At 52.6% G+C, this 16,666-nt stretch carries 10 protein-coding genes; 3 read left to right on the top strand and 7 right to left on the bottom strand.

Annotation, left to right across the window (positions count from 1 at the left end; all coding sequences use genetic code 11):
- Positions 1–2: 2 nt before the first annotated feature.
- Complete coding sequence (gene cpaA, locus AC0VZ8_RS06775; protein ID WP_260067006.1) at positions 3–488, top strand: capreomycin N-acetyltransferase CpaA; 486 nt, start codon at positions 3–5, stop codon at positions 486–488.
- Between the two features lie 140 nt (positions 489–628).
- On the opposite strand, the gene AC0VZ8_RS06770 is transcribed toward cpaA, so the two are convergent.
- Complete coding sequence (locus tag AC0VZ8_RS06770) at positions 629–1,141, bottom strand: GyrI-like domain-containing protein (protein WP_475486450.1); 513 nt, start codon at positions 1,139–1,141, stop codon at positions 629–631.
- A gap of 57 nt (positions 1,142–1,198) precedes the next feature.
- Complete coding sequence (locus AC0VZ8_RS06765) at positions 1,199–2,149, bottom strand: helix-turn-helix transcriptional regulator (protein ID WP_475486449.1); 951 nt, start codon at positions 2,147–2,149, stop codon at positions 1,199–1,201.
- Positions 2,150–2,391: 242 nt separating this feature from the next.
- Here AC0VZ8_RS06765 and AC0VZ8_RS06760 point away from each other — a divergent pair, with 242 nt between their 5' ends.
- On the top strand, positions 2,392–2,874 hold the full coding sequence (locus AC0VZ8_RS06760; RefSeq protein ID WP_071221168.1) for a PH domain-containing protein: 483 nt from the start codon (positions 2,392–2,394) through the stop codon (positions 2,872–2,874).
- Entirely contained in the window at positions 2,867–4,543 is a 1,677-nt protein-coding gene (locus tag AC0VZ8_RS06755; protein WP_071221169.1) for a PH domain-containing protein, read from the top strand. The genes AC0VZ8_RS06760 and AC0VZ8_RS06755 overlap by 8 nt, the downstream gene beginning before the upstream one ends.
- Here AC0VZ8_RS06755 and AC0VZ8_RS06750 read toward each other — a convergent pair.
- The 5 genes from AC0VZ8_RS06750 to AC0VZ8_RS06730 form a co-directional block, all read right to left on the bottom strand.
- Positions 4,538–5,176, bottom strand: coding sequence for a TVP38/TMEM64 family protein (locus tag AC0VZ8_RS06750; RefSeq protein ID WP_475486448.1), 639 nt, complete (start codon positions 5,174–5,176; stop codon positions 4,538–4,540). The genes AC0VZ8_RS06755 and AC0VZ8_RS06750 overlap by 6 nt on opposite strands.
- A 186-nt stretch (positions 5,177–5,362) precedes the next feature.
- Positions 5,363–8,299 (bottom strand): family 10 glycosylhydrolase, encoded by a 2,937-nt coding sequence (locus AC0VZ8_RS06745; protein ID WP_475486447.1) that lies wholly within the window; start codon positions 8,297–8,299, stop codon positions 5,363–5,365.
- Between the two features lie 334 nt (positions 8,300–8,633).
- Positions 8,634–9,629 (bottom strand): Gfo/Idh/MocA family protein, encoded by a 996-nt coding sequence (locus AC0VZ8_RS06740; protein WP_475487653.1) that lies wholly within the window; start codon positions 9,627–9,629, stop codon positions 8,634–8,636.
- Positions 9,630–9,667: 38 nt separating this feature from the next.
- Positions 9,668–9,994 (bottom strand): antibiotic biosynthesis monooxygenase family protein, encoded by a 327-nt coding sequence (locus AC0VZ8_RS06735; protein WP_339222277.1) that lies wholly within the window; start codon positions 9,992–9,994, stop codon positions 9,668–9,670.
- A 230-nt stretch (positions 9,995–10,224) separates the two neighbouring features.
- Positions 10,225–16,308 (bottom strand): phosphodiester glycosidase family protein, encoded by a 6,084-nt coding sequence (locus AC0VZ8_RS06730; protein WP_475486446.1) that lies wholly within the window; start codon positions 16,306–16,308, stop codon positions 10,225–10,227.
- Positions 16,309–16,666: the final 358 nt, after the last annotated feature.

Below are 16,666 nucleotides of genomic sequence, written 5' to 3'. Positions count from 1 at the left end.
TAATGCCTCTTCGTATCACGGCCATGACCGAAACGTATGCCGATCAAATTATGCAATGGAGCTATGAACCTCCCTATGATTTCTACAACAGCGAACCGGATGAGGAGTTCCGGAAAGAACTTCTGGAGTGTTCGTATTACGCCATACTGGACGAGGTAGGGCAGCTCTTCGGCTTTTGCTGTACAGGCTCATCAGCCCAAATTCCGATCGCAATCCCGTTAGGTGCATATGACGAGGATTTGCTGGATTTCGGACTTGGGATGAAACCGGAATCGACCGGACAAGGCCGGGGAAAAGAGTTTCTCTCGTTCGTGCTGGCATCCATCGCTGAATTTCACAAGCGCCAATCGTTTCGGCTGACCGTTGCCAAATTCAATGAACGAGCCATTCGCTTGTATACCCAGCTGGGCTTCTCGGAAGTTGCAACGTTTGATTATGGCGGCACTACGTTCATAACGATGATCAAGAAGCCGGGCTCCGGATTGTAAAATAAAGAGGGTAATCCCGCTGCGGGATCACCCTCTTCTTCATCATTGGCCAATATCGCGTATTCCCGGGTTAGGTCATATCATCCGAAGAATAGTCGCTTTCCACTCCAGGCACTGGAACGCCCTGCCGATATTAACTCCTATTCAATCGCGATATATACGTCCACCACAGTATTCGCAGGATCAAACTGCTGCATGTCATAGCGTTCGTAATCCCCGGTATACGTCCTTTTATCGGCTGATTGCTGGAAATAACTCCAAATTTCATGCCACACCTGCGGAACGACTTCCAGCAAAGGACCACGTCTAGTCCGGAATACCATGTACTTGGCTGCCGGGACGGCCGCCTGCTGCAGCTCCTCGGTAGAAGCCGCAACTACCACAGCTTCATCTATCCTGTTGCCAATAATTAAGGTGTATGCCCCGGACGCGTCGCTTTCGTAATCCGTGTACAACGCATAGATGGCTTGATCCTTATCATATAATTGCGTCTGCACCCCGCTTTGGAAATACCGATCCCATAACTGCGGTATCTTGCCTTGCTGTCCTGCCTCCGCTTCATTCGTCGTTCGAACGCCGACACCCTGAATGGACATGGCGGGTCTAGTCTCGATCCATCGTTCACTTTGATTCTGCTGTTGGCTATGACTCATATGTTGTTTCCTCCTTGAGATGAATATATTTCTATTCTAAAGAGGTAACGTGGACATCTATCTGTCCTGGTTAACGTAGCGCTGCATAATCAATTGCGCTCTTCGTTTCACTTCATCCGCCGCTTCGCCTGGCTCCTCAATCAGCACCTGATCACCAAAGCTTAGTATCATGCTGTAAAACCATTCATCCAATTTGTATAACACTCGAACGCGTAAAGAGCCGTCCGGGTTGACGGTTACTTGTTCGGACGGAAAAATATCCGCCACCCGCTGACGCGCGGCAGCTTCGAATAGCAGCACCGTCTCCTGCTCCAGCGCGCTTGACCAAGAGGACTCCCATTCCAAGCGTTCCATACTCGGTATCATTCTTGTCTCCGAAGTCTCATCCAGCATCTCGATATGCTGCATGCGCGATAACCGAAAGATTCGAAAGTCTTCCCGCTCCAGGCAAAAGGCTTGTACATACCAAATATTGCCCTTCAGAATCAGGGATGCCGGTTCAATGGTTCTTCGCTCCGCATTGCCCCGATTATCGATATACTCCATCACGACCCTGCGCTTTTCTTGAATAGCCTTTTTGAGCAAGCCCACGGCCGGTTTCAGTCCTTGACGCTGTCCCCAAGGCTGAAAGTCCATGACCACCGGTTCCCTTCGATATTCATCGCCAAGCCCCTGCTCTACCCTGTGCAGCAGCGATTTTACCTTCTCAAGCAGGATGCCCATCTGCTGATCCTCCAGTGCACTGCTCATCCCTTTAACCGCTGTAACCAGCGCACTCATCTCCTCGGCGGACAGCCAGTACTTGTCAATCATATAATGCTCCATAATTTCAAACCCGCCGGATATTCCCTGGTGGGCCGCAATCGGGATCCCGGCTTGGCATAGCGTATCCATGTCGCGATATATGGTTTTGCTTGATACTTCAAACCGATCGGCCAACTCCTTGGCGCTCAGTCTCCCCCGGTTCAGAAGCAGGACGGTTATGGCTAATAGCCGGTCTATTTTCATTACACGCGATCCTTTCATTCTCGATCATTTCAAGTTCTTCCTTAACTCAAGCTTAACAGATTCAGCATATGTTCATGCAACCGTTAGGTCAGGTTCAATTGCTCGTTAGCCTGTTATGCTACAATGATAAGCACGGCAAGCAAGTCGGGAGACGGGATGAAACGAATCCTTCCCGAGCAACGTAGACATACATATAAATGCAAGGACTGTTTGAATCTTAAACATCAAGGAGGAACATACATATGGACAATCGGCTTGACGCTATGCGCAGATGTCACCCGGACTCCGTAACGATCTCCCGCATCACGGGTTTCATTACGGATGGAGTGATCCTGCTCGCTGCTGCAGCTTATCTGATCATCGCCGCTATATTCGGGTGGACCCTGATACCGGGCTGGATCACCATCGGACTGCTGGTTCTCGGAGCCTGGTTTACTTGGGCCGTGCCCTCTTTCACCTACAAACAATTCGGCTTCAAGGTAAGCGAGGAAGAGTTGGAGCTTCGCTCCGGCTGGATCTGGCTCAGTGACACCCTTGTCCCGATGACGCGTGTACAGCATGTGGAGCTTGAGCGAGGGCCGCTCCTTCGTAAATATGGTCTAGCCAAGGTAAAGGTCGTTACCGCCGCAACGACTCATGTTATTCAGGCGCTCAAGCTGGAAGATGCAGAGGAACTGAAAAAACAGATCGGCGAGCTGGCCAAAGTGGTGGATCACGATGAATGAACCGACAAGACTGCACCGGCTGTTCATCCTGTTCCCGCTCGTAGGCAGCGTAAAATCACTCATTCCCATCGCCGCTCTCGTATCCATCAAATTCCTTAACGGAAAATCGCTGCGGGACATCCCTTGGTACTGGCTGTCCGCCGTCATCGTCATCATGGTCTCGCTTCTGCTTCTGTACGGGTATCTGAAGTGGAAACGCTTCGTCTATACGTTAGAAGAGGACAAAATCCTCATCCGCCGCGGTGTTCTGTTCCGTGAGGAGCTGTCCATCTATACGGGCCGCATTCATTCTATGAATATGGAGCAGCCCTTGCTGCAGCGTATACTGGGACTTACCCAGGTCCGAATTGAAACACCGGGCAAAACGGAAGGCGGCGGCATACTGCCTGCCATCACCAATAGCGAAGGCGAACGGCTGCAGCGCTGGCTGCGCGAGCAAACCCGAACAAGGCAGACGGAACGGGAGGTTCACCAAGCTCATGAGAGTTCCGACCCAACCGATCAGAGCTTTCCCGCTCCGAGCGAGAGGGCAGCTGTTCAACCGTCGGAAACCCGAGAGAATCACGAATCCATTCAACCGTCGAATCAGAACATGGGATACGGAAGCGGTCTTTTGGAGGATTCCGATTCCGGCGGCGCCGCCGGGAGACATACCGCAGACGATCCAGGGACGGCAGAGGAAGAACGCAGCACGCTGCTCCAGCTATCCTCCGGACGCCTGCTCATTGCCGCGCTCTCCTCGCCCAACCTGTCACTGGCTTTAGCCTTTGTAGGCGGTATTATATCATTTGCCGATGACCTGCTCCCGGATCAAATGTACCAATCGCTGTTTCAATCGGCAGGGAAGCTGCTGCCCGGGAGCTGGATCAGCATTGCCGCGGTGGCGCTTATTATATCCTGGCTGCTCTCCGCCGTGCTCTACACGATCAAATATGCGGGATTTACCGTCGAGCGCATCGGAAAACAAATCTCGGTCAGCTGCGGGCTGCTGGAGAGAAAAAGGCTGCTCTTCTCTCCCGAACGAGTGCTGGCCATTACCGTAAAAGAAGGCGTATTCCGGCGCTGGTTCGGTTACGCTGAAGTGAAGGTTCATGTGCTTACGTCCGAGTCCGACAAGCATTTCATGCTTCATCCTCTACTGAAGACCGTAGATATTCCAGCGCTGCTGAACCGGGTCACACCTCAATTCAGCGCTCAGCCTATTACCGCTTCGCCGCCGCCCCGCGCAAAATGGATGTACCTGCGGTGGAAGCTGGCTTTTGCCGCGATCGTTAGTGGCGCATGCATTTGGTATTTTGACAGACTCGGTTTGTTATCGCTTCTGCTCCTCCCGCTCTCGTTAGCTTGGGGACTCCTTTCGCACCGGGATTCCGGACTTAATGTAACGGACAAACAGCTGACGATCCGCAGCCGTTTCATTGCGATGTCCACCAGGTATATACGCCGGCCGCAGATTATCGCCATGGAGGTCAGCGGTACCCGCAGACAGCGAAGAAGAGGGCTCCTGTCTCTGCAGGTGAAGATGATATTCAGCGAGATCAACGAAAGCTTAAACGGCATGGATCAGCGAGAGATCGAGGCGGTTCGGGCTTGGTTCCAAAAGAAAAAGGGCGAGACCTCCGCATCTGCAGAACGAAGTGGTCCCGCCTCATCCATTGAGCAGCTATAAACGATTGCCCTCGGTTCTTCCTGAACGGCCAAAGCCTGATAACCGATAAACCAGCAGGGTTATCGCGAGAAATACGCCGTATACCCCAATGGTTATCATGATGTGGGAAGGGTCGGTCATCAGATGATCGCCTACCATCGAGAACAGCAGCATGGCAGGGATTTTGCCTAGAGCGGACGCGATGCTGTAAGATGCGAACGTTACCTTGCTGAGAGCCGCGTACACATTGATGACAATGGAAGGAATAAACGGGATCAACCGGGTAAACAGGATGGTCATAAAGGCGTTCCGTTCGAACATCGTTGTCACTTTTCCCAGCCTGTTATAACGGTAAAGCACCCGGTCGCCCCATTCCTGAAACCCGTATCGGATAAACATAAACATGAGGATGGAAGCAGCGGTAGAGCCGACCCAAGTGACGATTCCACCGATAACCGGCCCGAGGGCAGCACCGATTACGCCTCCTACCACCGGATAAGGGATCACCGGAAACAAGGCCATGATGACAGCCATGAACATGATCAGCGTCATACTGTCTGTCGATCGAATCCAGACCAATATGGTATCTCCATAAAAATACACAAGACCACCTATGGCGGCGTAAATCAATGCCATTCCTAATTTCTTGAACATACACCACACTCCAGGTCGTAATGCACCTATTGTATCACGCAGCATGTCCATTGGAACAAACGCAAAAGGGACGCCCCAAGGCTATAAGCCGGGGTGTCCCTTTTTCCTGATGCGGGCCAGTCCGCCCTCTAAAGCGACTCCTTACTTAGGGAAGTAAACCAACCGTTAACCAGTAAGGATGTAAACTCACGGTTTGTTCGGTTTCCCCGGTGGGTTCACCGGAGGCTTTCCAGGCTTACCATGATGTTTCACTTTCACCGTGACCGGTTTGCTTGCGGCACTCTCGTTATGCAGACGATCGACAGCCGTCACAACATACGTGTAAGTTTGTCCCTCCGCTGCGGTATGATCAACAAAGAATTGCGTCTTATCGGCGGTTTTTCGGAGAGTTCCTAACAAATGCGACGGATCTTGAACACTGCCGGTGCCTCTTCCATCAAAACGATAGACCGCATAATACGTCTCCTCATCTGTCGACTTCCAGCTTAGCTTCACACCATCCTGCTCGTGATCAGCCTTGGGCTTCTTGGGCGCTGTCGGCGCTTCCGAATCGATCCAAGGCATCGCCGGAATCAATGCCGGATATCGATACAGATCGTTCTTCAGTCTGTCGGTAAATCCGAGCGCATTATCCTTAAACCATTTGGAACTGAAGTACATGCTGCCCCGGACTTCCTCAAAGTTGCGGTTGTAATGGATCTGGTTCGGCATCTCTTCGGGATTGGACCAATCGGCATTCGACCCGATTTTGTATACGGCTTGCCCGCTGTATAGATGAACATTCTTGCCGGACACAATCCCGCTCCACCAATCGATCAGCTTATCGTAAGCGGCGGCGGAATAACCGATATTCCAATAAATCTGAGGCGTGATATAATCGATCCACTCTTCTTCAACCCATTTCTTCGAGTCGGCATAGATGGCATTGTAACTCTCGAGACCATTGGTTTCAGAGCCGGTCGGATCGCTGGATTTATTTTTCCAGATACCAAACGGGCTGATACCGAATTTCACGTAGCTCTTCTCGGCCTTGATAGCTTCGTTCACCTTCTGAATGAATTGATTGACGTTATTTCTTCTCCAGTCTCCCTTATTCGTAAAAGAGCCTTTGTACTGGTTAAAGGTGTCCGTATCCGGGAAATCCACGCCGGTTACGGGATACGGGTAGAAGTAATCGTCAAAATGCACGGCGTCGATGTCGTAATTCCGAACGACCTCCATGATGCCGTCAATAATAAACTGCTGTGCCTCCGGTATCCCCGGGTTGAAATACAGCTTGCCGCCATATTCTTCGACCCACTCCGGATGCTGCCTGGCCGGGTGATCTGCCACAAGTTTGTTAATGTCTCCTTGAAGACTGATGCGGTATGGATTAAACCAGGCATGAAACTCCATATTCCGCTTGTGGACTTCCTCCAGCAGGAATGCCAGCGGGTCGTACCCCGGATCCTTGCCCTGAACTCCCGTCAGCCATTCTGACCACGGCCCGTAGTTGGACGGGTAGAATGCATCCGCCGTCGGCTTGATCTGCATAATGACCGCGTTCATTCCAGCATCCTCCAGCTGATCAAGCAGGCTGATAAACTGCTGTTTCTGCTGATCCGGATCGGTGACTCCTTTGGCGGGCCAGTCAATATTGTCGACGGTTGCAATCCACGCCGCTCTCATCTCGGCTTTCGGATGCTCCGAAGCTTTATTCACCGTAATGTAGAGTGAGCTGGTCTTTCCTTGGAATGTGGCTGTTACTCTAGCGGAACCTATCTTCAAGCCGGACACCACTCCTCTATCATCGACAGCGGCTACACTCGGATTACTGCTGGTAAACGTAACACCTTCCGTTATGATCACCGGCTCCTCCATCCAGGAGTAGGTTGCGGACACCGCCGTCTCGAAGGAGTCTCCAACCGTAACCGCTGTAAGACCTTGAAGTTCGATGCTCTGCAGAACCGGAACCGGGTCCGTCACCGTAATGGCATGCTGTGCGGTTACTCCGCGGTACATTGCTGTAATGTCTGCCGTTCCCGCAGAAACTGCGGTCAATTGACCAGCTTGATCTACCGATACAACGCCCGGTTGATCGCTTGCATAACTAATTCCTTCAGTCAGCCATACAGGATCCGTCTGGTTTCCGTAGACGGAGTAAACCACACTGGTTCTCATTTTTCCGGTAAGACTGGTCTCCATATGCAGCGGCCCGGATAACAGCAATTCTTCAGGGGCTGGCACATCCTGCGTAATATGAAGCTCATACTGAGATTGTGGTGCATCTCCGTATTCAGCCGTTATGGTTACCGTTCCCGGCGCCAATGCTTTAATGGTGTCGTATGTAGCGCCTGTCACCGTAGCGATGTTCTCGTCGCTGCTGGTAAGTTTCACGCCGGTTGTTAATAATGCAGGTTCCGTTTGTCCTTCATAGGTTGCATATACTTGGGGTTTCACCGTTTCTCCAACGCCCATGGGCGTCAGCCCGCCAATGTCGAGTCCGAACACCTGGGAACCCGTATAGAATGCCGACAGCCTGTCGAAGTACACGGTGCCTTTGTTTTTATTCGTATCTTTTAATTCGGTGATATAGATCTGATTCACTTTGAGAGGAGCCTTGATGGTAGAGGGAACGTTAAATTTGACGTATTTCCAGCCCTTCCAGCTAAAACCGGAGGTAGACGTTAAATCCACGGCATGCTTGCCGCCGGAAGAATCCTGAAGCTGGGCCCGGAGCCAGTGGTTCCCGCCATCGCCGTAAACCCATAAGCCGAGGGCAGTCGGTGAACCGGGGACGCTTCTGCCGGTAGAACCGTCCGGGTCTTTGAAGTTGAGATATGCTGCCGAGGTGCCGGATTCGCTGCCCACAAAATCATAAGTTAGAGCTGCAGCGTGATGTCCGTAATAGATTGGCTCCGGCCTCCCCACTACATCCAGCTGGGCCTTCCCCCTTGCAGAGGATGCGGACAAATTTGTTACCGATTCAAAATCTTCCATAACGACCGCCCCTGGTTCTCCGGTGCTTGCGTACTCATCAACGGAATAACCCCAAGCATAAACAGCCGAGCTGAACATCACGGCTAACGCCAGCGTCACGGATAGGATCGACTTACTTCGATAGACACGCCTTTTGATTATCATTCACGAATTCACTCCCTTTAGTATGAGTGCTTGCTATCCAAACTGAAGTCCAATTCCAAGCGAAATCGGCTGCAGCTCACCTCCTGTCGATCTGCTGGAGTAGATGATCATGATGGTTTGTACATACATGTTCATCTCTATCTCTATCATATTGAAATTTTATTTCAAATTTCAATAGTTTTAATAAAATATAATTTTATAAATCAGGCAGGAATTTAAGCTGCCCATGACGTAGCAAACACAAAAAAGAAGCCAACACGGGACAATCCCCCGTATCGGCTTCATGATTCATTCAGTTCACGTATTCCAAAAGGCTGATAATCAGCGTCACGGCTTAACCTTCCGAAGGATACTTTAGGCCCCACTGCCCCCGGATCTGATCCAGCAGCCTCATAATCGCAAGCGACTCATCAAGCGGCATCACGTCGCTCTCCAGCCGCCCTTCCAACAGACACTGCCCCACTTCGTAAGCCTCGAAGCTATACCCTTTTTCCTGACGATCATCCGTAACAACCACCGGTTCCTCGCCATCAACATGAAGCGAAGCGGATGTTGCATTCAGGAAGGACGGAATGTGAATATACCCGTTTGTGCCATAAATATAAGCTTCATTCGTCAATCCTAGCCGGATCGCCCCGTTTAACGAAGCAGTCTTCCCGGATTCATAAGATAGAATAACCGAGAACTGCTCATCGACGCCCGTTTCGCCGATATGCGCGGTACTCCATATCTTTTCCGGCTCGGTTCCGAAAATCATGGATGCAAACGATACCGGATAAATACCCGCATCCAGCAGCGCGCCGCCGCCAAGCTCCAAATTCAGCAAACGGCCCTGCGGATTCCAGCCGCTTCGAAAACCAAAATCGGCCTTCAGCAGCCGAACGTCGCCGATATGTCCGTCGTTCAGCCATTCGCGCACCTGCCGGATCGGCAGAAGGAAACGCGTCCACATGGCCTCCATCAGGAACAGCTTCTGCTCCCGTGCAGCCGCCACTAATTCCTCCAGTTCATCCCCGTTAATCGTAAAGGGTTTCTCGCACAGGACGGCTTTGCCGGCCTGAAGACACAGTAAGGCATGCTCCCGGTGCAGCGGATGCGGAGTTGCTATGTACACAACATCGACATCGGGATCCCTCACGAGCTCCTCGTAACTGCCATAAGCCTGCGGTATATCATATTTGGACGCAAACTCACCTGCACTGCTCGCCGTACGTGAGCCTACAGCCACAAACTGAGCATTCTCCACATACGCCAGATCGGCTGCAAACTGCTCCGCAATCCAGCCTGTCCCCATAATTCCCCATCTGATCTTGCCCGGATTCTGCTTCATCATTACTCCTCCTCATCCTCTTCATTGATGGGCCTTGCCTAAAGCTTGTAGAAGCTATCCCTCTCCACCTTGCAAATTCGCAAGCCGAAGCTTTCATACCACTCGTTCTTGCCCCGTTCCTGCGCTACCTGATGTGCGGCATTCTCCTTCCATAAACGAATGGCCTCCAAGGAATCCCAGTACGATACCGTGATCCCGAGACCCTCATCCCGGGCAGACTCCACCCCCAAATAGCCGGGCTGCTGCGCTGCGAGCTCTGCCATTTTATCGGCCATCGCCCCATAACCCCGGTCACCCTCTGTACGCTTGGACACAAAAATGCAGGCATAATACGGCGGCTTCGGCGTGTTCGCGTATTCCGTCATCCTCTTTCCCTCTTCCCGGTTACCAGATTAGCCATTACTCCGATTTACATTCACTCATTGACCATGTAATCATTATATCGGAACTTCCGCCATTCTTTAACCTGTAAGAAAAATGTCTTTCGACCTATATGCCATGAAGATAGACCGCGGTTAGTTTTAAAAAAAGAAACCGCCTCTCTCCACTGTGATGGTCTACAGGAGAAGAGAAGCGGTATTATGACTTCTAGAATTTACTTCAGCTTATTCAGCAGATTATAAATGACCTGCGCGCTTTCCGCACGCGTGGTCAGGCCTTCCGGTTCAAAGCGGCTTGGCGTATGACCCTGAACAAAACCGAGGGCATGCGCCGTTTCTACCGCTTCCCGAACCCAGTCCGGGGACTCGGCGAGATCAGTAAATCCGCTTCCCGCGCTGATGCTCTCCTGCTGCAGTTTCATCGCGTGGACATAAGCACGCACCAGCATCGCCGCCATTTCCTGGCGCTTGATCGGAGCGTCGGGAGTAAAGCGGTCTTTGCTGGTTCCGTTCACGATGCCGGACTGGGCAGCTGCTGACACGGCCTTGGCGTACCATTTGCTTGAAGCTACATCGGCAAACGGCGCAGGTCCTTCCGCCTTAAGATCCAGCAGACGAACCAGCATCGCGGCAAATTCAGCCCGGGTCACTTGCTGGGCCGGTGCGAAGCGGTCAGCGCTGACGCCTTCGATGAGCTGCTTCGCAGCCAAATTGCCGATCACCTCCGCGGCCCAGAATGAAGATGGAACATCCGCAAAGGTTTTCTCGTAATCCAGCAAACCGTAAGCGCTGAAATGGCGGATTCCCGCGGCCACGCGGCCGTCTTTGTTTACATCGCCAATATACTCCAGCTCTCCGTTGCCTGATAAATAGTACATGGAGATTCTTTTGCCATTGGCATCTGAAGATACAGGCAGTTCTAGCGTGATCGAATGATCGAATTCGGTTAAGCTGTGAACTTTGCCATCCGCTGTCGTTAATTGAAGCTGGAACTCCAGCATGGCTCCGGCTGCTGTCAGCTTAGCGCCGGAGACGCGGGCAGCTTGCGCGATTCGCTCCTTCATCTCCGCACCCGATAACGTTGCGGCACTCAGTTTTATCGCGCCATTCTCAAGCTGCCCAGCATTTGCAAGACCGCCCAGCTGACGAAGCACTTCGGCCGGTATCGTTAGGGACAAATTCTTCGCTTCAAGACGGATTGAACCATCCTTGAGTATGTCTGCTGCATTCCCTGGCAGCGTGATATCCGTAAAGTTTCCGTCCACCGACAAGATCACTTGCCCGTTCGACAGTTTAGCTGCAAGCTCGCTGGCCGATAGGGTGATGCTGCCTGACGGTGGTCTAACAGGCGGCGTTACCGGCGTTACCGGTGGTGTAACTGGTGGTGTTACCGGCGGCTGCACGGGCGGGTCTACCGGCGGCTCCGGTCCCGGATCAGGATTCCCCCCGCCACGGGCGATTACCTTCAAATCGTACTCCGATTTGAACCCTTCGTAGGTTGCCGAAATGACGGTCGCCCCTGCTGCCAAAGCCCGTACCGAGCCCTGTTCATCAATGGAAGCTACGTCCGGCTTACTGCTCGCATAGGTGATGCCTTCGATTAAACGGATACGGCTGCCGTCGGTATATACCGCCTCTGTTACCGTCCGATCGGCGTCCCCGACCTTCAATTCGGGTTTGCCGCTTAAGAGGATCGATTCGATGCTGCCGTTCGGAATTCGGTCCACCGTAATCTTCACGTCTGCATAAACGTCCGGTGCAACCGTGCTGGTCGCTCTTACCACCGCGCTGCCCAGACCTTGAGCCGTCACGATGCCGTCTGCGGATACGCTGACAACGTCATTCGACGGTTCGGAATGGTATACGGACCATACCACGGTTCGTTCAGCTCGGCTCGGCTTCACCGCAGCCTGCAATTCGTGACTTTCGCCAGCGGCGAGCGTCAGCTCGTCAGATTTTATAACAATCTGTTCCGGATTAGGCTTCGTCAGCGTAAACTCGTCCACGACGCGTCCACCAACCGTTTTGGTTACGAAATGAAGCTCGTCTCCCTTCACTTCCACGGAGGCATACATTTGAGTCTTTTCTTCGTCGACCACCTCATGCCAGCCCCGCTCCGTGTGGGAGTAGAATTTAGGACCTGACGATCCCGCCACGACGTAGGTCGTGCCCTTCCCTTCCGCGGCAATCTGGTTGTTCATCATCGGGTAGGAACGAATATAAATATGATCATGTCCGTTTAACACGAGATCCACGCCGGATTCCTCAAGTACCGGCGCCCACAGGCTGCGTACCTCAGCGGAATCATAGATGCTTCCATAAGGCCCGCGGTGGAACATCGCTACGGTCCATTTCTTTGTGTTGTTAGCCAGATCCTGCTGGAGCCACTTCTTCTGCTCTTCCAGCTGATACTCACTGTTCAGCATAATGAAATGAACGTCCTTGTAATCAAAAGAGAAGTTCGTTCCCTTCAAGCTGTCCAAGCCATTGCCCGGCTGGTTAAAGTGAGCCAGGAAATCACCGTTCTCCTTGGTCCCCATCACTTCATGGTTGCCGATGGCCGACACTAATGTCGTATTCAGGAAATGCTTCTGGGCTTCATCGAACCAATAGTTCCACTGCTCCTCCAGGAAGCCCTTGTCCACCATATCGCCGGCATGGACCATGAATTCGGCGTCCGGATGCTCGGCTGCCGCCATGTCGATCGTATTCCCCCACAGCTCGAACTCCTTCGCGGTGGATGCCTGGGAATCGGCAAAATACAGGAATTTCGTTGTATCTCCCGCAAGCTCCGTTGTTTTAAAAGAGCCTTGGGCACTGTAATGGCCTTGTCCATCACCGACACGGTACACATATTCTGTGCCTGGCTCAAGGCCGGACGCCGTCGCTTTATGGACGCGGACCGTGCCGAGATCCAAGGTATGGTACAGCTCGCTGGCACCATTGAACTTCTGGGCGTTCGGCCCATCGAAATCCGTAAATTCGGACCGCTTGGCCACTTCCACCACAGTCCCTTCCGTCGCCGGGTCCGTGTGCCAGTTCAGCATCCGCGACGTGGTTGGATCTTCGCCCATACCCACACTGATGTTAAACGGTGTCGGGCTTCCTGCAAGCGGCGATACCTTAAACTCCAAGGCCGGGCTATATTGATTGTTCTTCACGGCCTGTACGGTATACGTCTTGATCTGGGACGTCAGCGCACCTGTCTTTAAGGAACCCGCTGCGTCTGTTGTGCCGATCGCTGTATCGTCCACCGTAATCTGTGCGCTTTCAACAGGTTGTCCTTGAGCGTCGGTCACTTTAAATTCAGTTTCGTAGCCCTCTACGATTCCTTCCTCATTCCAGCTCAGCGCATAATGCGCTGCGATCTTCGATTCTACCGGAAGACCGAAGAACGAGAATTCGGTATTCCCCGTATCCGTGTAGGATACCGCTCCGGACGTGAGTGATATGATGCTGCTGCCGGCTGCGTTCTTTTTCAAGTCATACCGGATTTGACCGATCCAATCGGTATCCAGCAGGGATGCGGTATGAATGTCCTTCCAAGTCACTCTTACCTTTCCTGTTGTACCGTCGATGCTTGCGCTAACCTGGGATGGACTCAGCTTGTCCCCTGGTATGAGCTCCAGATTCTCCACTTTGGTGGGATCGAATTGGAAATCGATATAGCCGCTGCGGATTTGGGATGTCTTCACACCGCCGATATCCAGCGTGTAACTGCCGCCAACATAGATTGTTTCCGGCGTATCGTACACCACCTTGGCTGAGCCCGTATTTACGGTGAAGTTCCATTCCTTGGTCGTTTGGTTGCCCGACAGATCGCGGACGGTAACTTTTGCCTGATGAACGCCATCGGCGAGTGGAACATTCGGCGTGTAATGAATTTTCCCTTCCGGTGGATACAGAGTATGCTGCACCAGGCTTCCATCCAGATAGAATCGGATTTTGTCCGGATCGATCAGCGTCGTTCCCGGGTGTGCGACAGGATCATAGCCTGCATCCTCGGCATACACGGTAATGGTCGGCGTGTTCTCTGTAATCTCCGCACCGTCAGCCGGCGAAAATCTCTTCAGAACCGGCGGATCGATATCGTCATTGGCCGGACCGTACAATGCGCGAATTTCGTCCACGTAGATGACTCCGGCGTCTTTTTTCGCGTTATTTGTTTCCATATATCGTACAGGTGCGTCCATCACCAGCGGAAGTGTTCTTCCTTTGGGTACGGACGCCTCGAGATACTTCCATCCCTTGAAGTCGACGCCGGTTGTCTGATCGGTAAAATCGAGCCCGATTGTGCCTTTGCTGTCACGCAGTTGGGCACGAAGCCAGTGCGTGTTGCCATCCCCGTACACCCACATGCTGATCTTCTCGGGATAGCCTGGGATTTCGATATAGTCCGCAGCGCCTGTTGTCTCCAGATAAGCGCCGGAGGTGCCTGTCGTCCCGGTAAAATCGTACTCCAGCTTCAAGGCGCCATTCCCGGAACGAATATAGGTGTCATCGGTTTCAATGGATACCCTGCTGTATTTGAACAGCGCACCGGCGCTCGGTTTATAACGGCTAAGGCCGTTCTCGAAATCTTCGAGCATGACCGGCGGAAGACCGACGTTCACTTCGATTGAGGTCTCGATTTGACCGTACTTCACGAAAATTTTGCCGCTGACGTCCTGCTTGTCCGTGGCGGTAAACGTTCCGTTGCCGTCAATCGTCCCGATATCGCCTTCGGTACGCCACTCCAAACGGCTATTGTCGGTCTGTACCACTTGACCATTGCGAAGCGCCGTGACCTTGAGCGTCTCGGTCGAGCCGGAAGAGAAGGTCTTCACCGCGTCCGAGAACTTGAGCTCGGTCAGCTCATCGACGACTTCCAATGCGGCTTTACCTGTCAGATTACCCGATTGTACGGATACCTCGGTCAATCCAGGTTGGTTGCCTGCTTTAAACGTCCCGCTGGCGTCGATTGTCCCATAGGCTGGGTCAACGCTCCAAACCGCGGCCTCCGTCATTTTCGCCGGATGCAGATTCTGATCCACGGCCGCCGTTTTGAAGCTAGCGGATGAACCGGTCAGCACTCTTTCCAGCGTGGGCGCCACAACAAGTTTATTCGCCGCTCCTTCAGGCGCCTTGTTCACCAGCAAAATGCCGTTGGCCGTTTTGCGTTCCCCGCCGTCCGACGGCGAGTTGAGCACTTTGCGCTCTGTTTCTCCCGGCAGGCGGGCAACGAAGGTAGCCGAACCGCCTCCGTCCAGATTCAGTGCGTTCACTACGCCAAGCTCCAGCAGCATTTCACCAAGCTCGATGTAATTAAGTCCTTCACTGAACCCAGGCTGGCGGCCATCAACCTCAAACAGCACGACAGAGCCGTCCGCTTTGGTGCCCACCACCGTTCTCGGGTGTACAGCCGGATCGGTATGCTGCTGCACGACGCCATCCTTGACCAGCATCACGGTACCGCCAATCGCCATCGTGACGTCCTGCCATTCGTTATCCAGCTGAAAACTTGCCGTCACTTCATCCCCTGCCTTCAGTCCAGTAAGCTTGCTCCGCTGCGAGCCCGAAGCGGACAAAACCACTTGACCTTGGCCAATCGGCGAGTTCCCCTGGTCTTTAAGAACGGAAGCCACCTTCATCGTCAAGGTCTCCCCGCTGGCGGCCCTGCCGCTCACGATATCCAGAATGACCTCGTCGCCAAGATTATTGGTCATCGTGGTGGCATTGAATTTTTCGGTATAAAGGACAAGTGCATCCGTCCCTCTTAGACGGTTGATGGAGGACAGGCTGCTGGTGTTTCCGCCTATTGTCACGTTCTTCGTTAATTTCGGACTGCCGTACAGGCTCGTTCCGTCCTGTTTAATGCCAAAGGCGTTCCGGCCGCTGGGCGGATCCGTCAGAAGCTCCCCGTCCCCCATAAACAATCCGAGCGGAATTCCGGTGGACATATCATAGAAATCTCCGTTTACCGCCGCGATGACGCGATTGCCTGTCTTGTCGGCATCGGACGCCATTTTGCTGACTCCCTGCATGCCGTATACCTTGCCGTCCGTGAGACCCGGCTGAAGCTCCAGATTCCCCTGCGTTGGGTTGAACTCCACCATGTGGACCTTCTGCTCGCCACTGCCCTTTTGCATATTGGCCCACGTATATGTAGCCCCCGGCCCGATCTCCATCTGCCGCATATCAATAATCGATGACGCGGCGGCGGCTGGATCTTCGGCAGCAGCTTGTCCTGCGGGAAACAGCAGCGATAGAAACATCACTCCGCTGAGCAGCGATGATATTCTCTTTTTGCTCCTTAACATGTACATGAATTCCTCCTTCTCTCTGCTTGGACTCTGGTTCCTCTCGGTTGTAAGTCCGCTCATGAACGAAAGACCTACTCGGGAGTATAACGCTGGCTTGTTAATTCCACCTCCAATCTGTGTTAAGACGAAGTTAACTCTGCCGCTATCGGCTTTACATTCAGTCATTAGCTGGAAGGGCTGCAAAAAAGTATGCTGCCGATCCGTATTTACCGCTTCGGGCGACCGAAATTAACTCGTCTTTTCTCTCTTCATCATATTGAAATATTATTTCAATTTACAATATATTTTGTAAAATTTTATTTTATTTTTTCGGCAGGAATTCCCGGATGAGTGGCGTAAGCGCAGCTTTTGTCGA

This window comes from Paenibacillus sp. QJM3NY_38 (assembly GCF_056173265.1).
The sequence above is the reverse complement of the archived record's forward strand: the minus strand, read 5'-3'. Positions and strand labels throughout refer to the sequence as shown.